Here is a 22,127-nt window from a genome sequence, read left to right as displayed (position 1 = left end):
AGGCGACAACATTTCGATGAAAGTGTCCCTGATCGCTCCTATCGCCATGGAAGAAGGTCTGCGCTTCGCTATTCGCGAAGGCGGCCGTACCGTTGGCGCTGGCGTGGTGGCAAAAATCATCAAGTAAAAAAAGAGTAGTAATTTTGGGCAAAAGAGGTTAATATCCTCTTTTGCCTAAAAGCCAAACATAGCAATTTAACGCGCTATGATTTGTCACGGTATAGGGGTATAGCTCAATTGGCAGAGCGTCGGTCTCCAAAACCGAAGGTTGAGGGTTCGATTCCTTCTGCCCCTGCCACCACAGTCACTCGCCACCATCTCGCGTGGCGTCACTCGTCGGAATATGTCGAATACCAACGTAGAAACCGTTAACCGAGGTTCCGAGCGCATCAAGCTGGGCCTAGCGGTCCTAGTCGTCGCCGCCGGTATTGTTGGCTATTCCGTTCTGGATGGCCAAAATTCACTGGTTCGCGCTGGGGTATTTGTAGCCAGCTTAATCGTTGCCGCATTGATCATCTGGTTTAGCGATACAGGCCGTCGTCTGGTCGCTTTTTCTCGTGATGCCTACACGGAAGTGCGACGCGTCCACTGGCCATCTCGTAAAGAAGCAACGCAAATGACGGGCATCGTCTTTGTGTTTGTTTCCGTTATGGCCATTTTGTTGTGGCTGATTGACAAAGGGCTCGGCTGGATCATTTATGGCCTGTTGCTGGGCTGGAAATAAAGGGCACACATGAGCAAACGCTGGTATGTGGTTCACGTTTATTCCGGCATGGAAAAAAGCGTGCACAAAGCTCTGGTGGAGCGCATTGAACGCGCTGAACTCCAAGAAGCGTTTGGTCGCATTCTGGTTCCATCGGAAGAAGTCGTTGAAGTAAAGAACGGCAAGAAATCAATTACAGAGCGACGTATTTACCCTGGTTACGTCCTGGTCGAGATGGCCTTGACCGACGAAACCTGGCACTTGGTAAAAAGTACGCCGCGAGTCACCGGCTTTTTGGGCGGTTCCGGTAACCGTCCCGCTCCTATCTCCGAGCGCGAAGTGGAAAAAATCCTGTCGCAAATGGAAGAGGGCGTTGAGAAGCCACGGCACAAAGTGCTGTTTGAGGTTGGCGAACTGGTACGCGTCAAGGACGGTCCGTTTGCAGATTTCAACGGTAACGTCGAAGAAGTTAACTACGAGAAAAACAAGGTTCGTGTCACCGTTACCATTTTCGGCCGCGCTACCCCTGTCGAACTCGATTTCGATCAAGTCGAAAAGACCTGATTAACTACAACCCCCGGGAAGCCTGTCGCAGCCTGCGTCAGGCGTCATCACCCGCAAGGAGCTAAGCATGGCGAAGAAAATCGTCGGCTTTATCAAGCTGCAAGTCCCAGCTGGTAAGGCAAACCCATCCCCTCCAATCGGTCCAGCGCTGGGTCAGCGCGGTCTGAACATCATGGAATTCTGCAAGGCGTTCAACGCCCAGACACAGGGTCTGGAACCCGGTCTGCCTATTCCTGTGGTGATCACCGCTTTTGCTGACAAGAGCTTCACGTTCATCATGAAGACTCCTCCAGCAACCATCCTGATCAAAAAGGCTGCTGGCATCAAATCCGGTTCTGCACGTCCTAACGCGGACAAAGTCGGTACGCTGACTCGCGCTCAGGCTGAAGAAATCGCCAAGACCAAACAACCCGACCTGACCGCCGCCGATCTGGACGCCGCTGTGCGTACCATCGCTGGCAGCGCTCGCAGCATGGGCATCAACGTTGAAGGGGTGGTGTAAATCATGGCTAAAGTAAGCAAACGCGCAGCCGCTATTGCTGCCAAGATCGACCGCAACAAGTTCTACCCTGTGGCCGAAGCTCTGGCCCTGGTAAAAGAAACGGCTACTGCCAAGTTTGACGAGTCCATCGATATCGCTGTTCAGCTGGGCATCGATCCCCGTAAGTCCGACCAACTGGTTCGTGGCTCGGTGGTTCTGCCTGCTGGTACCGGCAAGACCGTTCGTGTTGCCGTTTTCGCCCAAGGTGAAAAAGCTGACGCCGCTCGTGAAGCTGGCGCCGACATCGTCGGTCTGGACGACCTGGCCGAACAGATCAAAGCCGGTCAAATGGACTTTGATGTTGTGATCGCCTCGCCCGACACGATGCGTGTTGTGGGTACCCTGGGTCAAGTTCTGGGTCCTCGCGGCCTGATGCCAAACCCCAAAGTGGGTACGGTAACGCCTGACGTTGCTACCGCTGTCAAGAATGCCAAGGCTGGTCAGGTTCAGTACCGTACTGACAAGGCCGGTATCATTCACAGCACCATCGGTCGTGCCTCGTTCAATGTTGAACAGCTGCAGACCAACCTGGTTGCTCTGGTTGATGCCTTGAACAAGGCTCGTCCAGCCGCTGCCAAGGGTGTTTACCTGCGCAAGGTTGCCGTGTCCTCCACCATGGGTGGCGGTGCACGTGTTGAAATTGCATCTCTGACTGCTTAATCCACAGTTAGAAAAAAAGAACTTTGGGCTGTGACCCTGTTTACAGGGTCATTGCTGTCAAAGACCGTTGGAGCAGTCAGGCTGACATAGCTGGCTACTTAATCAGGGCAAATGTCCTATCCAGCGTAGACGGCGCCCGTGGAAGAATTCGTTATAGAACTCGTCCAGGTGCGCCGCATTCGGTTGATGTTGGGAAGCCTTCCCGACATCGTTTGAAGGAGTGTTCAACCGTGAGTCTCAATCGTGAAGAGAAAGCGGTAGTCATCGAAGAAGTCACTGCCGAACTGGCAAAGGCCCAATCGATCATTATCGCCGAGTACCGTGGTCTGGACGTCGCTTCTGCTACCGTATTGCGCAAAAAAGCGCGTGAGTCTGGCGTGTACCTGCGTGTGTTGAAAAACACGCTGGTTCGTCGTTCGCTGACAGGTACCTCGTTTGACGGTATCTCCAGCCAGCTCGTGGGTCCTCTGATGTACGCCATCAGTGAAGATCCTGTGGCTGCGGCGAAAGTCGTTGCAGATTTTGCCAAGACCAATGACAAATTGGTCATCATGGGCGGTGCGCTGCCCAATAGCGTTCTGAGTGCTGATGGTGTTAAGGCTCTGGCCACAATGCCCTCGCGTGACGAATTGCTGGCGAAACTGCTGGGCACCATGCAAGCACCTATCGCTACTTTTGTGCGTACGCTTAACGAAGTTCCCACCAAGTTTGTTCGCGGCCTGGCGGCTGTGCGCGATCAGAAAGAAGCTGCGTAAGCTGTTTTCTTTCAGGAAACTTCGTCGTTGCGAACGACAACCAAACCTGGCATTTACCTAATATCTGGAGTTCTTAAAAATGGCTACTAAAGCTGAAATCCTTGACGCCATCGGCGCAATGTCCGTGCTCGAACTGTCCGAGCTGATCAAAGAAATGGAAGAAAAATTCGGTGTGTCGGCTGCTGCCGCCGCTGTTGCTGTTGCAGCTCCTGCTGCTGGTGGCGCTGCTGCTGCCGCTGAAGAGCAAACCGAATTCACCGTGTTCCTGGCTGACGTTGGCGCAAACAAAGTTAGCGTCATTAAAGTCGTGCGCGAAATCACCGGTCTGGGCCTGAAAGAAGCCAAAGATCTGGTTGACGGTGCTCCTAAGGCTGTTAAAGAAGGCCTGTCCAAAGCTGATGCTGAAGACGCTCAGAAGAAGCTGGAAGAAGCTGGCGCCAAGATCGAGCTCAAGTAAGAGTATCGATAGATGCCCGGGAATGCGTTTCAAGCCTTCCCGGGCTTTTGCGTTTCCAGAAAACCCACGATTTTTAATTAGTATTGTAGAAAGTCGGGTTTTTTAGAGTCGTAAACCAGGGCCGTGGTTGACGGTCCGTGTAACCCTTGAGTCGGAGTGCTCATGCCTTATTCGTACACCGAAAAAAAGCGCATACGCAAGAGCTTCGCCAAACGTGAAGACGTACAGCAGGTTCCTTACCTGTTGGCTACCCAGCTGCATTCTTTCAGAACCTTCTTGCAGAAGGACACGCCGCCTTCGCAGCGTAAGGTTGAAGGCCTGCAGGAAGCTTTCAGTTCCATATTTCCAATAGTAAGCCATAACCAAATGGCGCGGCTAGAGTTCGTGAGCTATACGCTCGGCGAACCGGTGTTCGACGTCAAAGAGTGTCAACTTCGTGGTTTGACCTATGCCTCCCCCTTGCGGGCGAAGGTTCGTCTGGTCCTGATGGACCGCGAGGTGAGCAAGCCTACCGTCAAGGAAGTAAAAGAGCAAGAGGTCTACATGGGCGAAATGCCCCTGATGACCGATAACGGCTCTTTTGTGATCAACGGTACCGAACGAGTCATCGTTTCCCAGCTGCACCGTTCTCCCGGTGTGTTCTTTGAACACGACCGCGGTAAAACGCACAGCTCGGGCAAGTTGCTGTTCTCGGCTCGCGTGATTCCTTACCGTGGTTCCTGGCTGGACTTCGAGTTCGATCCTAAGGACATTCTGTTCTTCCGTATCGACCGTCGTCGCAAAATGCCTGTGACCATCTTGCTAAAGGCCATTGGCCTGACGCCAGAACAGATCCTGGCGCACTTCTTCGAGTTCGATCACATCGAACTGCATCAGGAAGGCGGCAAGCTGCAATTCGTTCCAGAACACTGGAAGGGCGAGGTTGCCCGTTTCGACATTACCGATCGTGATGGTCGCGTACTGGTTGAAAAGGACAAGCGCATCAATGCCAAGCATTTGCGCGACCTGCAAGCAGCCAAGATCGAATACATTTCCATCCCGGAAGATTTCCTTCTGGGTCGTGTGCTGGCCAAGAACATCATCAACGCCGAAACCGGCGAGGTGATTGCCAACGCCAACGACGAAATCACCGAATCCATTCTGGCCGAAATGCGCGCATCCAATGTGCGTGACTTCGAGACCCTGTACATCAATGAACTGGATCAGGGCGGCTTTATCTCCCTGACCCTGCGCACTGACGAGACGGCGGATTCCAATGCAGCCCGTATCGCGATCTATCGTATGATGCGTCCCGGCGAGCCACCAACCGAAGAAGCGGTTGAGGCCCTGTTCAACCGTCTGTTCTACAGCGAAGAGTCCTACGACTTGTCGCGTGTGGGTCGCATGAAGGTCAACAGCCGTCTGGGTCGTGGTGACAGCATTGAAGGGCCCATGACCCTGACCGACGAAGATATTCTGGACACCATTCAGGTGCTGGTGAATCTGCGTAACGGCCGCGGTCAGATCGACGATATCGATCACCTGGGTAACCGTCGTGTTCGTTGCGTGGGCGAATTGGCCGAGAACCAGTTCCGCGCCGGTCTGGTGCGTGTGGAGCGTGCTGTTAAGGAACGTCTGGGCCAGGCCGAGACCGAAAACCTGATGCCGCACGATCTGATCAACTCCAAGCCTATCTCTGCGGCCGTCAAGGAGTTCTTCGGTTCCAGCCAGCTGTCGCAATTTATGGACCAAACCAACCCGCTGTCCGAAATCACGCACAAGCGTCGTGTTTCGGCTCTGGGCCCTGGTGGTCTGACGCGTGAACGTGCGGGCTTTGAGGTGCGCGACGTGCACCCCACCCACTACGGTCGCGTGTGCCCGATTGAAACGCCTGAAGGTCCAAACATTGGTCTGATCAACTCCATGGCGCTGTACGCTCGTTTGAACGAGTACGGCTTTCTGGAAACACCGTACCGCAAGATTGTTGACGGTAAGGTCAGCGAGCAGATCGATTACCTGTCGGCCATTGAAGAAAGCAATTACGTCATCGCTCAGGCTAACGCCGAGTTGACCGAAGACGGTGCTTTTGCAGATGATCTGGTTGCCTGCCGTGAGGCGGGTGAAACCATGATGACGGCGCCAGAGAACATCCATTACATGGACGTGGCTCCGTCGCAGATCGTGTCTGTGGCTGCGTCGCTGATTCCGTTCCTGGAGCACGATGACGCCAACCGAGCACTGATGGGCGCCAACATGCAGCGTCAGGCAGTTCCTTGCCTGCGCCCTGAGAAGCCTCTGGTCGGTACCGGTATCGAACGTACGGTAGCGGTTGACTCGGGTACAACCGTACAAGCCCGTCGTGGCGGTGTGGTGGTGGACGTTGATGCACAACGCGTGGTTATTCGCGTGCACGATGACGAGAACGTGGCAGGTGAGGTCGGTGTAGATATCTACAACATGACCAAATACACCCGTTCCAACCAGAACACCAACATCAACCAGCGTCCTATCGTCAAACGTGGCGATATCGTGGCGCGTGGTGACGTGCTGGCTGACGGCGCATCGACTGACCTGGGCGAATTGGCGCTGGGTCAGAACATGCTGATCGCCTTTATGCCCTGGAACGGCTACAACTTCGAGGACTCGATTCTGATCTCCGAGAAGGTCGTGGCTGACGATCGCTACACGTCGGTTCACATTGAAGAACTGACGGTGGTTGCCCGTGACACGAAGCTGGGACCTGAGGATATCACTCGCGATATCAGCAACCTGTCCGAAATTCAGCTGAACCGTCTGGACGATTCCGGCATTGTGTACATCGGCGCCGAAGTGCGTGCCGACGACGTGCTGGTCGGTAAAGTGACACCCAAGGGTGAAACTCAGCTGACCCCAGAAGAAAAGCTGCTGCGCGCCATTTTTGGTGAAAAAGCCTCCGACGTTAAAGACACCTCCCTGCGCGTGCCTTCGGGTATGGTCGGTACGGTGATCGACGTCCAAGTCTTTACCCGTGAAGGTATCGAGCGTGACAAGCGCGCCCAGTCCATCATTGATGATGAACTGCGTCGCTACCGTCAGGACCTGAACGACCAGCTGCAAATCGTTGAAGACGACGCCTTTGACCGTGCCTTGAAGTTCCTGGTCGGTAAAACCGTCAACGGTGGTCCCCGCAAGCTGCCCAAGGGCACTGAGCTGACCGCTGAATACCTGAACGATCTGGATCGCTGGCAGTGGTTCGACATCCGTCTGGCTGACGAGCAGCATGCACTGGTGCTGGAGCACACCAAGGAATCCTTGGAGCAGAAGCGTCACCAGTTCGACTTGGCTTTTGAAGAAAAGCGCAAGAAGCTGACCCAAGGCGACGAACTGCCTCCTGGCGTGCTGAAGATGGTCAAGGTATACCTGGCTGTTAAGCGTCGTCTGCAGCCTGGTGACAAGATGGCCGGTCGTCACGGTAACAAGGGTGTGGTTTCCCGCATCGTTCCCGTGGAAGATATGCCGCACATGGCTGACGGTACCCCCGTGGACATCGTGCTGAACCCGCTGGGCGTGCCTTCGCGTATGAACGTGGGTCAGGTTCTGGAAGTGCACCTGGGTTGGGCTGCCAAGGGTATTGGCCACCGCATCAACGACATGATGCAAGAGGAAAAGAACGTGCAGGTTTCCGAACTGCGTGCGTTCCTGGACAAGGTCTACAACACGACCGGCAAGAAAACTCGTATTAACGAGTTGACTGACGAGGAAGTGATGAACCTGGCCACCAACTTGCAAAAAGGTCTGCCTCTGGCCACCCCCGTGTTCGACGGTGCCACCGAACAGGAAATCGACCAGATGTTGCGTCTGGCCTATCCTGACGATATCGCCGAGAAGCTGCAGCTGGCACCCCACCGCACCCAGGTCCGCCTGTTTGACGGTCGTACCGGCGAAGCCTTTGAACGCATGGTCACCGTAGGCTACATGCACTACCTGAAGCTGCATCACCTGGTCGATGACAAGATGCACGCCCGTTCCACCGGCCCATACTCGCTGGTTACTCAGCAGCCGCTGGGTGGTAAGGCGCAGTTCGGTGGTCAGCGCTTCGGGGAGATGGAAGTCTGGGCGCTGGAAGCTTATGGCGCCGCCTACACCCTGCAGGAAATGCTCACGGTTAAATCCGACGACATCGCCGGCCGTACCAAGGTCTACGAGAATATTGTCAAGGGTGACCACGTGATCGACGCCGGTATGCCGGAGTCCTTTAACGTTCTGGTCAAGGAAATCCGTTCCTTGTCCCTGGACATGGATTTGGAGCGTAAATAATGAAAGCGCTACTCGATCTCTTTAAACAAGTCACTCAGGACGAGCAGTTCGATGCCATCAAGATCGGCATCGCCTCGCCCGAGAAAATCCGGTCCTGGTCTTTCGGCGAAGTCCGCAAGCCAGAGACCATCAACTATCGCACTTTCAAACCTGAGCGTGATGGTCTGTTTTGCGCCAAGATTTTTGGTCCCATCAAGGACTACGAATGTTTGTGCGGCAAGTACAAGCGTCTGAAGCATCGTGGCGTCATTTGCGAGAAGTGTGGCGTTGAAGTCACCGTCTCCAAAGTACGTCGCGAGCGTATGGGTCACATTGAACTGGCCTGCCCGGTTGCTCACATCTGGTTCCTGAAGAGCCTGCCATCCCGTCTGGGCATGGTGCTGGACATGACCCTGCGTGACATCGAGCGCGTGCTGTACTTTGAAGCCTGGTGCGTGATCGAACCTGGTATGACCCCGCTCAAGCGCGGTCAGATCATGTCCGACGACGATTTCCTGGCCAAGACCGAAGAATACGGTGACGACTTCCACGCCCTGATGGGTGCGGAAGCCGTGCGCGAACTGCTGCGTACTATCGACATCGATCGCGAAGTCGAGCGCCTGCGTGCCGAACTGAAAGCCACTGGCTCGGATGCCAAGATCAAGAAGATCTCCAAGCGTCTGAAAGTGCTGGAAGGCTTCCAGAAATCCGGCATCAAGCCAGACTGGATGATCATGGAAGTGCTGCCCGTGCTGCCACCGGACCTGCGTCCGCTGGTACCACTGGACGGCGGCCGTTTTGCGACTTCCGACCTGAACGATCTGTACCGCCGCGTCATCAACCGTAATAACCGTTTGAAGCGTCTGCTGGAACTGAAGGCTCCGGACATCATCTTGCGCAACGAAAAACGTATGCTGCAAGAGTCCGTGGACTCCTTGCTGGATAACGGTCGTCGCGGCAAAGCCATGACCGGCGCCAACAAGCGTCAACTCAAGTCCCTGGCCGACATGATCAAGGGCAAGAGCGGTCGTTTCCGTCAGAACCTGCTGGGCAAGCGCGTGGACTACTCCGGTCGTTCCGTGATTGTGGTGGGTCCTCAGTTGAAGCTGCACCAGTGCGGTCTGCCCAAGCTGATGGCGCTGGAACTGTTCAAGCCTTTCATTTTCAATCGTCTGGAATTGATGGGTCTGGCTACGACCATCAAGGCAGCCAAGAAGCTGGTGGAAAGCCAGGAACCGGTCGTGTGGGACATCCTCGAAGAGGTGATCCGCGAGCATCCCGTGATGCTGAACCGTGCGCCTACGCTGCACCGTTTGGGTATTCAGGCTTTTGAACCGGTCCTGATTGAAGGTAAAGCGATTCAGCTGCACCCCCTGGTGTGTGCCGCCTTTAACGCTGACTTTGACGGTGACCAGATGGCCGTTCACGTGCCGCTGTCGCTGGAAGCCCAGCTGGAAGCGCGCACCCTGATGCTGGCCTCCAACAACGTGCTGTTCCCCGCCAACGGCGAACCTTCTATTGTTCCTTCCCAGGATATCGTGTTGGGTCTGTACTATGCGACCCGCGAACTGGTGAACGGCAAGGGCGAAGGCTTGTTCATGGCCGACGTGGCTGAAGTTCAGCGCGCCTATGACAACAAGGAAGTCGAGCTGCAAACTCGTCTGACCGTCCGTATCGAAGAATTCGAGAAGGGCGAAGACGGTGAGTGGGTCAAGACCATCAAGCGTTACGAGACGACGGCTGGCCGTGCCTTGCTGTCCGAAATTCTGCCCAAGGGCATGCCTTTCAGCGCCTTGAACCGTGCGTTGAAAAAGAAAGAAATTTCGCGCCTGATCAACCAGTCTTTCCGTCGCTGCGGCCTGCGTGCCACTGTGATTTTTGCCGACAAGTTGATGCAGTCCGGTTTCCGTCTGGCAACCCGTGGCGGCATTTCCATCGCCATGAACGACATGGTGGTGCCTGCTGTCAAGGAAAGCATCCTGGCCCAGGCGAGCAACGAGGTCAAAGAAATTGACAAGCAGTACTCCTCGGGTCTGGTGACCGCTCAGGAACGCTACAACAACGTGGTGGACATCTGGGGTAAAGCCGGTGACCGCGTGGGCAAGGCCATGATGGAGCAGCTGGCTTCCGAGCCAGTGATCAACCGTTTTGGTGAAGAAGTACGTCAAGAGTCCTTCAACTCCATCTACATGATGGCGGACTCCGGTGCTCGTGGTTCGGCTGCACAGATTCGTCAGCTGGCCGGTATGCGTGGTCTGATGGCCAAGCCTGATGGCTCCATTATTGAAACGCCTATTACCGCGAACTTCCGTGAAGGTCTGAACGTACTGCAGTACTTTATTTCGACTCACGGTGCGCGTAAGGGTCTGGCCGACACGGCCTTGAAGACGGCTAACTCCGGTTACCTGACGCGTCGTCTGGTCGACGTGACGCAAGATCTGGTCATTACCGAAGACGATTGCGGCACCAAGGGCGGCTACACCATGAAAGCCATCCTGGATGGTGGTGAGGTTATCGAGCCCCTGCGCGATCTGATTCTGGGCCGTGTCGCTTCGACCGATATCGTCAATCCTGACAATCAGGAACTGGTCATCCCCGCCGGCACCTTGCTGAACGAGGACCTGGTCGACCTGATCGACAATCTGGGTATTGATGAAGTCAAGATCCGTACTCCGCTGACTTGCGAAACCCGTCACGGTTTGTGCGCAAGCTGCTACGGTCGTGATCTGGGCCGCGGTATGCTGGTTAACCGTGGTGAAGCTATCGGTGTTATTGCTGCTCAGTCCATCGGTGAACCGGGTACCCAGCTGACCATGCGTACGTTCCACATTGGTGGTGCGGCTTCGCGTGCAGCGCTGGCAAGCTCGGTGGAAACCAAGACGGCTGGTACGGTCGGCTTTGAAATCGGTCTGCGCTACGTGACCAACGCCAAGGGCGAACGTGTTGCGATCTCCCGTTCCGGTGAAATCGTCATTTTTGACGACAACCGCCGCGAGCGCGAACGCCACAAAGTGCCTTACGGTGCCACCATTACGGTGGGCGATGGCGAAGCGATCAAGGCTGGTCAGCGCCTGGCTAGCTGGGACCCGCTGACTCGTCCTATCGTGTCCGAGTACACCGGTACCGTTCGCTTCGAGAACATCGAAGAAGGCGTGACCGTGGCTCGTCAGGTGGACGAAGTAACCGGTCTGTCGACTCTGGTTGTGATCACTCCCAAGACACGTGGTGGCAAGATCACCATGCGTCCACAGATCAAGCTGCTGAACGAGCAAGGTCAGGAGATCAAGATCGCGGGTACCGATCACATGGTCAATATCTCCTTCCCGGTGGGCGCGCTGATTACCGTTCGCGACGGTCAGCAAGTGTCCGTGGGTGAGATTCTGGCGCGTATTCCTCAGGAATCGCAAAAGACTCGGGATATTACCGGTGGTCTGCCACGTGTGGCTGAACTGTTCGAAGCTCGTTCGCCCAAGGACGCCGGTCTGCTGGCCGAAGTTACGGGTACGGTTTCCTTCGGTAAAGACACCAAGGGCAAACAGCGTCTGGTTATTACCGACCTGGACGGCGTCAGCCACGAGTTCCTGATTCCGAAGGAAAAACAGGTCCTGGCTCACGACGGTCAAGTGGTGAACAAGGGCGAGATGATTGTGGACGGCCCAGCCGATCCGCACGACATCCTGCGCTTGAAGGGTATCGAGAAGCTGGCTAACTACATTGTTAACGAAGTGCAGGACGTCTACCGTCTGCAAGGTGTGAAGATCAACGACAAGCACATTGAAGTGATTGTTCGTCAGATGCTGCGCCGCGTGAACATTGTGGATGCCGGTGATACCAACTTCATCACGGGTGAACAGGTTGAACGCTCCGAACTGCTGAACGAGAACGATCGCGTCCTGGCTGAAAACGGTATCCCTGCTACGTACGAAAACGTACTGCTGGGTATTACCAAGGCTTCGCTGTCGACCGACTCCTTCATCTCGGCGGCTTCCTTCCAGGAAACCACTCGCGTGTTGACCGAAGCGGCCATTATGGGCAAAACCGACGATCTGCGTGGTCTGAAAGAAAACGTGATCGTGGGCCGTCTGATTCCTGCTGGTACCGGTATGGCTTTCCATTCCGCTCGCAAGGAAAAAGAAGCCTTTGAAATGGCAGAGCGCAAAGCAGCCCGTGAACTGGAGAACCCATTCGCGTCGGCTCCTGAGCCTTCGGACGATCCCGTCTTTGTGTCGGGTGCGACCGAGCCTGAGCAGCAGCCTCAAGCCCCTGAAGGCGAACAGGAATAAACGACCATGCAGGATTCCCACCCGGCTTACACAGGGGGTGGGGAACCAGCAGGATAGTCGGCATATAACTGGATCGCCCAGTAAAAAACCCCACATGGCTTTGCCACGTGGGGGTTTTTTATGGCCGTCTAGCGGCTGCAAGCAACGTATTAGCTGCCCAGCTTGATTTCGCCAGTCATGATGCTCCAGTGGCCGGGGAAAGAGCAGAAGAACGCGTAGTCTTCGCCTTCTTTCAGCTTGGAGACGTCAAAAGTGACGGAGGTGCTTTCGCCACCACCGATCACGTCGGTGTGAGCGATAACGCGCTCGTCACCCGCTTTGACGTAGTTGTTGTCCAGGCCGGCTTTCATCCCGTCAGTGGCAACTGCGCTTTCGTCGGATTTTTTCGAGACAACCACGTTGTGGCCCATGGCTGCTTTGGGCAGCTTGCCGGTGTGTTTCAGGTTGATCGTGAATTCCTTGCATGTCTTGTCAACAACGATGCTCTTGGTGTTGAACTGCATGGAGTCATTGCCTTCAATGCTGACGTCGCACGCAGCAAAAGCAGGCACGCTAGCCAATCCAAGAACGGCTGTAAAAGCGATTTTGGCAAACATTCTAGTAACTCCTCGAAAACAGACTTAAAAATGGAACGGGACACCCAAGTGTTGTTCCGGTCTTACAGCATAGACTGTCGCGCACTCAAGGTGCTTAACAAAACGTAGACCCGGACTATTTTACCGGCTTATGTTGCCCCGTCAGAGCTCGCAAATGATTTGTTTTCTCATCGTTTGATGTGGCTCTAACAGCTTTGCTCTATCGCCTCCTGGGTGCTTGACGGCTGGCGTGGACTGGCTTGTGCTTTTTGCAAGCTCAGGCTCCACCCAAGTGCGTAATGACATTTAGCAATGCGGCTGCTGCAATCAGGCACAGCAGCAGGCCGCAGAGCCGTTGCACATAGGGAAGATATTTTTCAATGTGGTGTTGCCAATGGGGATGTCCGATTAGTAGGGTCAGGAACAAGTCCCAGATCAGCACGGTCAGAAACATCCACAAACCCAGTAGCATCTGCACATGGGTGTCGGTATGGCGACTGGCCAGCACGGAGGCCAGGCTGGCATAGAACAGGGCGTTCTTTGGGTTCAGTAGCCCTGATAGCAGACCTAGCAGAGCATGGCGCCACCACCCGCCTGGGCAAGAAGCCGTGGCGGGGAGCCGATGCCGCGACGAGGGGCGACGGGCTGCCTGCAGAAATTTCACGCCTAAATACAGCAGATACAGTCCACCGGTGGTTTGCATCAGCAAAAAGAGCGGACTGTTGAGGCTGAGTCGGGCAAAGCCGGTCAGGGCCAGAGCGATATAAATCCCATTAGCCAGGGCGACGCCGGCGCAGACACCGCTTGCGACTCGTCGTCCATGGGTCAAGGTACTGTGGGTAATCAGGAAAAAATCTGGGCCTGGCGAAAGAAGTGCCAGAAAATGGGTGCTGGCGATCAGCAAGAACAGGGACACGGCGGTATATCCAGACAAAAAATGCAGTGTGCCCGGACAGGAAAGGCGCCGTATTGAATAAAAGTGCGTCTGTCTCCTCGTTGCGGTGGCGGGGAGAGCGGAATTAGCCGCGATATTGCCCGGGGGTGACGCCGGTATAGAGTTTGAAAACGCGCTGAAAATGGCTTTGATCGGCAAAACCCAGACGATAGGCAATGTCTGCCAGCCCGTCCCCTTCCCGTAAGGCATGGCGAGCCAGATTGACACGTTGATTCAGTTGCCAGCGCTGCGGCGTCAGACCCGTGTGGCGACGAAAGGCTCGAATGAGCTGATAGCGGCTCAGCCCTGTTTCCTGAGCCAGCTCGTGCAGGGGCACAGTGGCTAGCTGGCCTTCAATCCAGCGTTTCAGGGTTTTTTGCAACAGGGGGCTGGGCGGAGGCGAAGGCACCAGGAGTTGAGCCTGATCTGGCCAGTGATGGAGCAAAAAGTCGATCAGTGCCGCCTCTTTGTTCAGTACGGAGGCCTCAGAGAACAAGACTGTGTTCAGCTCACAGTAGGCGGCATAAAGCGAGGGCTGGTGACTGACACGAACAGGCTCTGCGGTCTTGGGCCTGAACCCTGTGCTTTCTTGCCATAACTGTTCCAGCCATGTCGCGTCCAGGTGCAGCATCTGGTAGCTCCAGGTCTGGTCAGGTCGAGGGTTGCAGGCGTGGCTGCGATGGGCCGGGATCAAGACGACTGAACCCGGAGCAAGCGGCACGGGGCCGCCAGGTGCTCCGCTAAAGATACTGCCACCTGCGTCGACTGCGCCAATCGAATAGGTGGGGTGACTGTGTTGCTGGTAACAGACCCGGCTGTCGCAGGCACGGCGACTTTCCACATAAGGCAAGGCCGGGTCACGCCAGAACTCAGTCTTCATCGCTACTATCCAGGCGGGGCAGGGAGACGATAAAGGTACAGCCCTGTTCACGCGTGCTATCGAGCACGATATCGCCATCATGTTTGTTGATTACGGTTTTTACAAACGCCAAGCCCAGTCCGCTACCCGAAGGGGCGCCTGCTGTATTTTCATGGGCCCGGTGATAAGGCTCAAAAATACTTGCCCGTTTATCTGCCGGTACACCCCAGCCTTGGTCCATGACCCGGACCTGCACGGTTTGCGGTTCGGCAATCAGGTCTATGTCGATCCGATTGCCGTCTGGCCCGTATTTGATGGCGTTTTGAATCAGATTGGTAAAAGCGCGGCGCAGCATGGGAGCATTGCCCTTTATCCATATCAGATCCGAATCATTCAGATTCAGACTGATGGAGCGTTTGTTGGCGCTGGCCCAGGCATCATCCAGACAGTCTGCCAGCAAATCAGGCAGGCTCAAGGGGCTCAGCACCATTTCCATGGCTTCGGCTCGCGCCAGGCTGATGAAGTTGTCGACCAGTTCCAGGGTCTGCTCGGCATAACCTTCCATCTTGTGCAGGAATTGATCGGGTGGCAGTTTACTTTCATCCTGACGCTGTAAGCTGGTCAAGGCCAGAATAGAGTTTTGAGGCGCCCGCATATCATGTGAAATGAAGCGCAATGTCTCTTCCCGCTTGGTTTGTGCCTGACGCAACAAATTAATGGACTTGTGCAGCTGGGTCAGTCGATGGGGAAGGTTGCGCGTACTTAGACCGGACAGGCGCTCGTTCAGCGCTGCCCTGACATCGGGGTACTCCAGTTGCAGCTTGTTCAGTTCCTCGGTCACCTGATTGAGCGCCGCTTCCTGACTGCGCCAGTGCCAAAGGGGATAGGCCAGCAGGACAGTCATCAGACTGGCCAAGGGTGGAATCCACAGATCAAAGGCGTGCATGGCCACCCAGTTCACCAGCAAAATGGCAATGACCAAGCCGATCAGGCCCAGCAAGGTTGCGCGCGGTGACAGATAAAACAGCACCTGACAAGCCAGCAGAACGGGCAGGCAACTGGCCAGGGCGATGAACCAGGCCGGGGGAGTGCGTATCCAGTTGTCGCTGCGGACGGCCTGTAAGGTATTGGCTAGAATTTCCACCCCGGACATGCTGCTCAGGCCGGCTTTGGATAAGGGAGTGGGGAAGGTGTCGCCCAACCCACTCCCCCATGCTCCAACCAATACATATTTGTCCTTGAAAAAGGAGGGCGGGATATCGCCATTGAGGACATTAAAGTAAGGGACGGTTTGAAAGTGCCCGCTGCGGCCCAGGAAAGGAATGTGGGGCGTGTCGGATTGGCTGGCGTTCAGGGCGTGCAGGGCCAGATCCACATCGTCGCCCGTCATCAACATGGCGATCGTGAAGTGCGGCAGAATCTGGTCAGAAGGGGTGAGTCGCTGCAGGGCGACGCGTCGTACCACCCCATCCGAATCGGGTTCGATGTTGATGTAGCCTGCCGCTTTTGCGGCCAGGCTCAGCATAGGAATCGCGGTATTGACTTCCTGGCGCTGGGTGTCATAAATCAAGGGCAGTACAACGCGCCCGTGTTGCTCAATCGCTTGGGCCAAGGCACGGTCATCACTGGGGTAGACAGGGTTGGGTTCCTGAAACACCAGATCGATGCCAACCGCGCGTGCCTGTGCAAGACGGCCGAGCAGTTGCGCATGATGGATACGTCGCCAAGGCCAGAATCCCAGTTGGGAAATGCTGTAGTCGTCGATGGCGACGATAACAATATCTGACGGGGCGGGCTGCGTGAATGCAGCCGCCATGGTGAAGTCGTAGATCAGGTTATTAAGTTTGCCCAGCGCACCATCATCACGCACGACGCTGAACAGCAGGGTCAGTAACATGAGCAAACCCGACACCAGATGCCACTCTTTCCGAATCCGGTCCGAGAGGAGCTTGTTGTTTTCAGGGGCCGGGCTGCTCATGCCGTCTGCCGTTCAGGTTCTAGAACTGCGTCAAGAGAATGGGGTCGCCAAAACGGTTGACCACGGCTTGGCCATCCGAGCTGGTCAGGCTGGCGGCGCCTTCAAAGCTTTCGATCGTGTCCGGGCCCATCAGCCCGTGGCGGTCAATGGCACGTACGGTGACGTAGTAGGTGCCGGGGCGTGAGGCACCGAACTGTATCTCCGTATCTGTTGTAATGTCGCGCCACAGCAGCTTGGCGCCTTGCGGGTCGGTGGAGGTCTGGACCAGATAGGCCTGAGCACCGGGCACAGCTTGAATCGTACTGTTCCATTGACCACCGCGACGCTCAGGCTTGGAAATCTGCGGGGCAGGCAACAACGGCTGCAATGCCAGAATACTGCCGTCCGTGCCTACTGCAGCACCCTGATTCTGTTTCAAACTTGTGGGAGTGTCGCGCTGCTGCGTGCCCAGCTCGGCACGGCCCGTCAGCACTTCGCTGTGTGCCATGCCACGCTGGGTGCGAACGCGCATCTCGGTCCCACGTACCCCCGTAATGCTGACTGGGGTGCGCACTTCAAAGCGGCCCACTCCATTTTTTTCAGGTGAAACCCGCGATTCCACATCGCCGTCGTCCAGGGCAATGATCGAATCGGTCAGGCCCGTCCCCTCAAAGGCCCGCAGACGCGTCACATTTAGTGAAGCCTGAGCAGGCACACTGAGTTGACTGCCATCTTGCAGTTCCAGTGTCAGGTAGCCATTGCTGCCCGTCTGGATCAGATCTCCTTCCTGTAAATGCGTGGTCCCCGCGGCCAGAGTCTGACCATTGACCAGGATATGGCCGGTCTGATGGGTGATGCGGGCTGGGGCGTCCACTTCCGGGATCATGCGAAACGGAATATGCAGCTCCTTGCCAATGGGTAGGCGATACGGATCGGCCACCGCATTCAAGCGCTGGATCTCGGACCAGTTGCGCCCTTGGCGTGTGTATGTCTGGGAAATGTCCAGCAGGGTGTCTCCGGCCAGAACTTTGTAGACAAAATTTTCGCCACGAGCGCCCGAAGGCTGGGCGGACACAAGACCGCCCCAGATCAAGCCGCAGACAAGGGGGGCGGCGATACGCAGATTAATCATAAAAAGTGGACTAGCTAGGGTCGGTCAAAAGTTCAAGGCGATAGCCCAGAGCGTAGGACGCGGTCAGGCGTACCCCGTTTTCAGGGCGCAGCTGGAGCTTGCGGCGTATATTGGACAAATGCGTGTCCAGCGTACGGGAGGTGGCCGGAATCTCCCGATTCCAGACGGCGGAGCTTAAAACATCACGCGAGAACAAACGGCCAGGATTGCGAAACAGCAAAAGAGCCAACTCGAACTCTTTGGGGGCCAGGGTAACAGTCTCACCGGCCAGCATGATCTGACCTTGCTCGGGGAAAATATCGTAACCGGCAAACGAGAAGCGGCTGTCCTGTGTGACGGTGGTGTTCAAATCCAGACGTCGTACAGCGGCGTTGACGCGCGCCACCAGCTCTCCCTTGCGCACGGGCTTATTAATATAGTCGTCGGCACCGGCTTGCAAGCCGGTGACCAGATCCTCTTCCTGGGTACGGCTGGTCAGAAACAGAACGGGCATAGCATGACCCAGTGTGGTGCGAACCCAACGCAACACATCTAGGCCGCTGACATCCGGCAGTTCCCAGTCCAGCAGCAGTAAACCGAAATCGTGTGGCTTGGCCAGGGCGGCCAGCAGGTCTTTTCCTTGATGAAAGGAGCGACACTCATAGCCAGCCTCGGTCAAGATCCGGGCAATCAGTTCAGCCTGGACGAGGTCGTCTTCCAGGGAAGCGATGATCATGGGTATTGTCCTTGTCGCAGAAGTGCAATAGCCCTGCAGTATAACGATATGTAGATAGCGAGTGACCAAGTGCTTCCATGCGTGTGCCCTGACAACGGGAAAGAGCCGGATTGGCGCCCAAATCGTTGACCTATAAGGGTTTACTGTGGTAAATTTTAGAGCTTACTTTAAGGATCCTTTGCCGGTACACCTTGCAGTAATTTGATGGCAGCCCTGAATTTAGGGGCTGCGGGCACTTTTTTGGTGTCTGAAATCAAGCCCAAGCCATGTGCAAGACCGCTCTTTTTCGTGTTTTATGGGGAGTGGTATTGCGCAATGCCGCTTCCGGTCCGGGGTTTCAATACCCGCCAACTGGACGGCGTTTTTCAAAACATATACGTCAACCAGTACGTAAAGTACGTTATAGGATACGTAAAGGTCATGCCAACCATTAGCCAGCTCGTGCGTAAACCGCGCGAAGTCAGCCGCGTTAGCAGCAAGAGCCCCGCGCTCGAGAACTGCCCACAGCGCCGCGGTGTTTGCACACGTGTATACACCACGACCCCCAAGAAGCCTAACTCCGCTCTGCGTAAAGTCGCCAAAGTGCGCCTGACCAACGGCTTCGAAGTCATTTCTTACATCGGTGGTGAAGGCCACAACCTGCAAGAGCACTCGGTCGTTCTCGTCCGCGGTGGTCGTGTTAAAGACTTGCCAGGTGTGCGTTACCACATTGTTCGCGGTGCTCTTGACCTGCAAGGCGTCAAGGACCGTAAGCAAGCCCGCTCCAAGTACGGCGCCAAGCGTCCCAAGTAATCCATGTATCCATTGATCAGTTCTCTGATCTGGATCCGTGCAACCGTGGCCTGAGCGCCATGGTAGGTAAGTGGTCATTTGTCATGAATGGCCGAGACCGCATAACGCGGTTCAACTGAATAGTCACAAGGAAATAAAAATGCCTCGCCGTCGCGAAGTACCCAAACGTGAAATCCTACCTGACCCAAAATTTGGCAGCGTTGAGCTGGCCAAGTTCATGAACGTGGTCATGCTGTCCGGCAAGAAAGCTGTTGCCGAACGTATTGTTTATGGCGCGCTGGAACAAATTGCGCAGAAAACCGGCAAAGATCCGCTCGAAGTGTTTAATGCTGCCATCAATAATGTAAAACCTGTTGTTGAAGTGAAGAGCCGCCGTGTTGGTGGCGCTAACTACCAGGTACCTGTCGAAGTGCGTCCCGTGCGTCGTTTGGCTCTGGCCATGCGCTGGGTGCGTGAAGCCGCCAAGAAACGCGGTGAAAAATCGATGGACTTGCGCCTGGCCGGCGAATTGTCCGATGCGGCTGAAGGCCGTGGCGGTGCAATGAAAAAGCGTGAAGACACGCACAAGATGGCCGATGCTAACAAAGCATTCAGCCATTTCCGTTGGTAATCTGAGGACATATAATCATGGCCCGCAAAACCCCTATTCAGCGCTATCGCAACATCGGTATCTCGGCTCACATCGACGCCGGGAAAACGACCACTACCGAGCGCATCCTGTTCTACACCGGTGTGAACCACAAGCTGGGCGAAACCCACGAAGGTTCGGCCACCATGGACTGGATGGAGCAAGAGCAAGAGCGCGGGATCACCATTACCTCGGCTGCTACCACTGCTTTCTGGCGTGGTATGGCGGGCAATTATCCAGAGCACCGTATCAACATCATTGATACCCCCGGCCACGTTGACTTCACCATTGAAGTTGAGCGTTCCATGCGTGTGCTGGACGGCGCTTGCATGGTTTACTGCGCGGTGGGTGGTGTTCAGCCTCAGTCGGAAACCGTATGGCGTCAAGCCAACAAGTACGGTGTGCCTCGTCTGGCCTTCATCAACAAGATGGACCGCACGGGCGCAAACTTCTTCAAGGTTTACGACCAGCTCAAGCTGCGTCTGAAAGCCCATCCTGTGCCTGTCGTTATCCCGATTGGTGCTGAAGAAGATTTCCAAGGCGTGGTTGACCTGATCAAGATGAAAGCCATCATCTGGGATCAAGCCAGCAACGGCGTGAAATTTGAATACACCGACATTCCTGCTGAGCTGCAAGCTTCGGCTGAAGAATGGCGTGAAAAAATGGTCGAGTCGGCTGCCGAAGCCAGCGAAGACCTGATGAACAAGTACCTGGAAAACGGTGACCTCTCCGAAGAGGACATCAACCTGGGTCTGCGTACACGTACCATTGCCTGCGAAATTCAGCCAATGCTGTGCGGTACCGCGTTCAAGAACAAAGGTGTGCAGCGTATGCTGGACGCCGTGATCGACTACCTGCCATCGCCAGTGGATATTCCTCCTGTCGAAGGTTCGGATGACGAAGGTAATGTCATTCATCGTAAAGCCAACGACGAAGAGCCGATGTCCGCTCTGGCGTTCAAGCTGATGACTGACCCCTTTGTTGGTCAATTGACCTTCGTGCGCGTTTACTCGGGCATTCTGCGTTCGGGCGATACGGTCTACAACCCTATCAAGGGCAAGAAAGAGCGTATTGGCCGTATTTTGCAGATGCACGCAAACAACCGTGCCGAACTGAAAGAGCTGGTGGCCGGTGACATCGCCTCCGTGGTGGGCTTGAAAGACGTGACCACGGGTGAAACCCTGTGTGACGCCAGCCAGCACATCATTCTGGAACGCATGGAGTTCCCCGAGCCCGTGATTTCGCAGGCTGTGGAACCAAAGACCAAGTCCGACCAGGAAAAAATGGGCGTGGCCTTGTCCCGTCTGGCTCAGGAAGATCCATCTTTCCGCGTCAGCAGCGACGAAGAGTCCGGCCAGACCATTATTTCCGGTATGGGCGAGCTGCACCTGGAAGTTCTGGTCGACCGCATGCGCCGTGAATTCGGCGTGGAAGCCAACGTGGGCAAACCCCAAGTGGCTTACCGCGAAACCATCCGCAAGACTTGCGACGAAATCGAAGGTAAGTTCGTCAAACAGTCCGGTGGTCGTGGTCAGTACGGTCACGTGGTCCTCAAGCTGGAGCCCCTGGAAGCAGGCGGTGGCTTTGAGTTCGTTGACGCCATCAAGGGCGGTGTGGTTCCTCGCGAATACATTCCTGCTGTTGAAAAAGGTATTCGCGAAACCCTGTCCGCAGGTGTGGTCGCTGGTTACCCAGTGGTGGACGTCAAAGCTACGCTGTTCTTCGGTTCGTACCACGATGTGGACTCGAACGAAAACGCTTTCCGCATGGCCGCTTCGATGGCCTTCAAGGATGGTATGCGTAAGGCTGCCCCTGTTCTGCTGGAGCCAACCATGGCTGTTGAGGTTGAAACTCCTGAGGAGTACGCCGGTACTGTGATGGGTGACTTGTCCTCCCGTCGCGGTATGGTTCAGGGCATGGACGATATCGTTGGTGGTGGCAAGATCATCAAGGCCGAGGTTCCTCTGGCCGAGATGTTCGGTTACTCGACCAGCCTGCGTTCGCAAACACAAGGTCGCGCTACGTACACGATGGAATTCAAGCAATATGCTGAAGCTCCAAAGAACGTAGCGGAAGAAGTGATCAGCGCTCGCGGTAAGTAATAGCAATATCAGCCCGCCTCATGGCGGGCTGCTCAACAATTTTTTTGTTTTCCTGTAAAACATAATTGGGATAAATCATGGCAAAAGGTAAGTTTGAACGGACTAAACCGCACGTCAACGTCGGTACTATCGGTCACGTTGACCACGGTAAAACCACTCTGACCGCTGCAATCTGCACGGTTCTGTCCAAGGCATACGGCGGCGAAGCACGCGATT

At 55.5% G+C, this 22,127-nt stretch carries 18 protein-coding genes, 1 tRNA gene and 1 pseudogene; 14 read left to right on the top strand and 6 right to left on the bottom strand.

What is annotated here, in order from left to right; genetic code table 11:
- The 10 genes and pseudogenes from tuf to rpoC all read left to right on the top strand — a co-directional run.
- A pseudogene (gene tuf / locus V6936_RS17240) lies at positions 1-127 on the top strand (elongation factor Tu); the annotation flags it as partial.
- A 95-nt stretch (positions 128-222) separates the two neighbouring features.
- Positions 223-298, top strand: a tRNA-Trp gene (locus tag V6936_RS17235).
- Positions 299-343: 45 nt separating this feature from the next.
- A complete protein-coding gene (gene secE, locus V6936_RS17230) occupies positions 344-724 on the top strand; it encodes a preprotein translocase subunit SecE (RefSeq protein WP_003800836.1) in 381 nt (126 codons plus the stop codon).
- Positions 725-733: 9 nt separating this feature from the next.
- On the top strand, positions 734-1,267 hold the full coding sequence (gene nusG, locus V6936_RS17225; RefSeq protein WP_003800839.1) for a transcription termination/antitermination protein NusG: 534 nt from the start codon (positions 734-736) through the stop codon (positions 1,265-1,267).
- 67 nt (positions 1,268-1,334) lie between these two features.
- Entirely contained in the window at positions 1,335-1,769 is a 435-nt protein-coding gene (rplK, locus tag V6936_RS17220) for a 50S ribosomal protein L11 (protein WP_003800842.1), read from the top strand.
- Between the two features lie 3 nt (positions 1,770-1,772).
- On the top strand, positions 1,773-2,468 hold the full coding sequence (gene rplA / locus V6936_RS17215; RefSeq protein WP_003800844.1) for a 50S ribosomal protein L1: 696 nt from the start codon (positions 1,773-1,775) through the stop codon (positions 2,466-2,468).
- Between the two features lie 230 nt (positions 2,469-2,698).
- Entirely contained in the window at positions 2,699-3,223 is a 525-nt protein-coding gene (rplJ, locus tag V6936_RS17210) for a 50S ribosomal protein L10 (RefSeq protein ID WP_003800845.1), read from the top strand.
- Positions 3,224-3,302: 79 nt separating this feature from the next.
- Positions 3,303-3,680, top strand: coding sequence for a 50S ribosomal protein L7/L12 (gene rplL / locus V6936_RS17205; RefSeq protein WP_003800851.1), 378 nt, complete (start codon positions 3,303-3,305; stop codon positions 3,678-3,680).
- 162 nt (positions 3,681-3,842) lie between these two features.
- Entirely contained in the window at positions 3,843-7,955 is a 4,113-nt protein-coding gene (rpoB, locus tag V6936_RS17200; protein WP_059318605.1) for a DNA-directed RNA polymerase subunit beta, read from the top strand.
- Positions 7,955-12,217: a DNA-directed RNA polymerase subunit beta' gene (gene rpoC / locus V6936_RS17195; RefSeq protein ID WP_003800854.1), complete on the top strand. Its 4,263-nt coding sequence runs from the start codon at positions 7,955-7,957 to the stop codon at positions 12,215-12,217. The genes rpoB and rpoC overlap by 1 nt, the downstream gene beginning before the upstream one ends.
- A 149-nt stretch (positions 12,218-12,366) precedes the next feature.
- On the opposite strand, the gene azu is transcribed toward rpoC, so the two are convergent.
- The 6 genes from azu to V6936_RS17165 all read right to left on the bottom strand — a co-directional run bounded on the left by azu (position 12,367) and on the right by V6936_RS17165 (position 18,389).
- Positions 12,367-12,813, bottom strand: coding sequence for an azurin (gene azu, locus V6936_RS17190; protein ID WP_003800857.1), 447 nt, complete (start codon positions 12,811-12,813; stop codon positions 12,367-12,369).
- Positions 12,814-13,069: 256 nt separating this feature from the next.
- Positions 13,070-13,708, bottom strand: a complete 639-nt coding sequence (locus V6936_RS17185) for a LysE family translocator (RefSeq protein WP_003800860.1) — start codon at positions 13,706-13,708, stop codon at positions 13,070-13,072.
- 103 nt (positions 13,709-13,811) lie between these two features.
- Complete coding sequence (locus V6936_RS17180) at positions 13,812-14,606, bottom strand: helix-turn-helix transcriptional regulator (protein ID WP_003800862.1); 795 nt, start codon at positions 14,604-14,606, stop codon at positions 13,812-13,814.
- Positions 14,596-16,563 (bottom strand): CHASE2 domain-containing protein, encoded by a 1,968-nt coding sequence (locus V6936_RS17175; RefSeq protein ID WP_336580168.1) that lies wholly within the window; start codon positions 16,561-16,563, stop codon positions 14,596-14,598. Before V6936_RS17175 ends, V6936_RS17180 begins: the two co-directional genes overlap by 11 nt.
- 19 nt (positions 16,564-16,582) lie before the next feature.
- Positions 16,583-17,674: a FecR family protein gene (locus V6936_RS17170; protein ID WP_219235362.1), complete on the bottom strand. Its 1,092-nt coding sequence runs from the start codon at positions 17,672-17,674 to the stop codon at positions 16,583-16,585.
- Between the two features lie 10 nt (positions 17,675-17,684).
- Positions 17,685-18,389, bottom strand: coding sequence for a response regulator transcription factor (locus tag V6936_RS17165; RefSeq protein WP_131071099.1), 705 nt, complete (start codon positions 18,387-18,389; stop codon positions 17,685-17,687).
- Positions 18,390-18,809: 420 nt separating this feature from the next.
- Here V6936_RS17165 and rpsL point away from each other — a divergent pair, with 420 nt between their 5' ends.
- The 4 genes from rpsL to V6936_RS17145 all read left to right on the top strand — a co-directional run.
- Complete coding sequence (rpsL, locus tag V6936_RS17160) at positions 18,810-19,181, top strand: 30S ribosomal protein S12 (protein ID WP_003800872.1); 372 nt, start codon at positions 18,810-18,812, stop codon at positions 19,179-19,181.
- A gap of 139 nt (positions 19,182-19,320) precedes the next feature.
- The gene (gene rpsG, locus V6936_RS17155) at positions 19,321-19,791 is read left to right on the top strand and encodes a 30S ribosomal protein S7 (protein WP_003800875.1); all 471 of its coding nucleotides are present in this window, start codon (positions 19,321-19,323) and stop codon (positions 19,789-19,791) included.
- A gap of 17 nt (positions 19,792-19,808) precedes the next feature.
- Positions 19,809-21,911: an elongation factor G gene (fusA, locus tag V6936_RS17150; RefSeq protein WP_336580166.1), complete on the top strand. Its 2,103-nt coding sequence runs from the start codon at positions 19,809-19,811 to the stop codon at positions 21,909-21,911.
- Positions 21,912-21,988: 77 nt separating this feature from the next.
- Positions 21,989-22,127 (top strand): GTP-binding protein (locus tag V6936_RS17145; RefSeq protein WP_336580056.1); only part of this gene is annotated, 139 nt, incomplete at its 3' end.

Origin of the sequence: Alcaligenes sp. CHO6 (genome assembly GCF_037120595.1) — a bacterium.
In the GTDB taxonomy this organism is placed as follows: Bacteria; Pseudomonadota; Gammaproteobacteria; order Burkholderiales; family Burkholderiaceae_B; genus Alcaligenes; species Alcaligenes ammonioxydans.
The sequence above is the reverse complement of the archived record's forward strand: the minus strand, read 5'-3'. Positions and strand labels throughout refer to the sequence as shown.

Excerpts from the sequence above, each read along its gene's own strand:
- secE (WP_003800836.1), top strand. The coding sequence starts at position 344 with ATGTCGAATACCAACGTAGAAACCGTTAACCGAGGTTCCGAGCGCATC.
- nusG (WP_003800839.1), top strand. The coding sequence starts at position 734 with ATGAGCAAACGCTGGTATGTGGTTCACGTTTATTCCGGCATGGAAAAA.
- rplK (WP_003800842.1), top strand. The coding sequence starts at position 1,335 with ATGGCGAAGAAAATCGTCGGCTTTATCAAGCTGCAAGTCCCAGCTGGT.
- rplA (WP_003800844.1), top strand. The coding sequence starts at position 1,773 with ATGGCTAAAGTAAGCAAACGCGCAGCCGCTATTGCTGCCAAGATCGAC.
- rplL (WP_003800851.1), top strand. The coding sequence starts at position 3,303 with ATGGCTACTAAAGCTGAAATCCTTGACGCCATCGGCGCAATGTCCGTG.
- rpoB (WP_059318605.1), top strand. The coding sequence starts at position 3,843 with ATGCCTTATTCGTACACCGAAAAAAAGCGCATACGCAAGAGCTTCGCC.
- rpoC (WP_003800854.1), top strand. The coding sequence starts at position 7,955 with ATGAAAGCGCTACTCGATCTCTTTAAACAAGTCACTCAGGACGAGCAG.
- azu (WP_003800857.1), bottom strand. The coding sequence starts at position 12,813 with ATGTTTGCCAAAATCGCTTTTACAGCCGTTCTTGGATTGGCTAGCGTG.
- V6936_RS17180 (WP_003800862.1), bottom strand. The coding sequence starts at position 14,606 with ATGAAGACTGAGTTCTGGCGTGACCCGGCCTTGCCTTATGTGGAAAGT.
- V6936_RS17175 (WP_336580168.1), bottom strand. The coding sequence starts at position 16,563 with ATGAGCAGCCCGGCCCCTGAAAACAACAAGCTCCTCTCGGACCGGATT.
- V6936_RS17170 (WP_219235362.1), bottom strand. The coding sequence starts at position 17,674 with ATGATTAATCTGCGTATCGCCGCCCCCCTTGTCTGCGGCTTGATCTGG.
- V6936_RS17165 (WP_131071099.1), bottom strand. The coding sequence starts at position 18,389 with ATGATCATCGCTTCCCTGGAAGACGACCTCGTCCAGGCTGAACTGATT.
- rpsL (WP_003800872.1), top strand. The coding sequence starts at position 18,810 with ATGCCAACCATTAGCCAGCTCGTGCGTAAACCGCGCGAAGTCAGCCGC.
- rpsG (WP_003800875.1), top strand. The coding sequence starts at position 19,321 with ATGCCTCGCCGTCGCGAAGTACCCAAACGTGAAATCCTACCTGACCCA.
- fusA (WP_336580166.1), top strand. The coding sequence starts at position 19,809 with ATGGCCCGCAAAACCCCTATTCAGCGCTATCGCAACATCGGTATCTCG.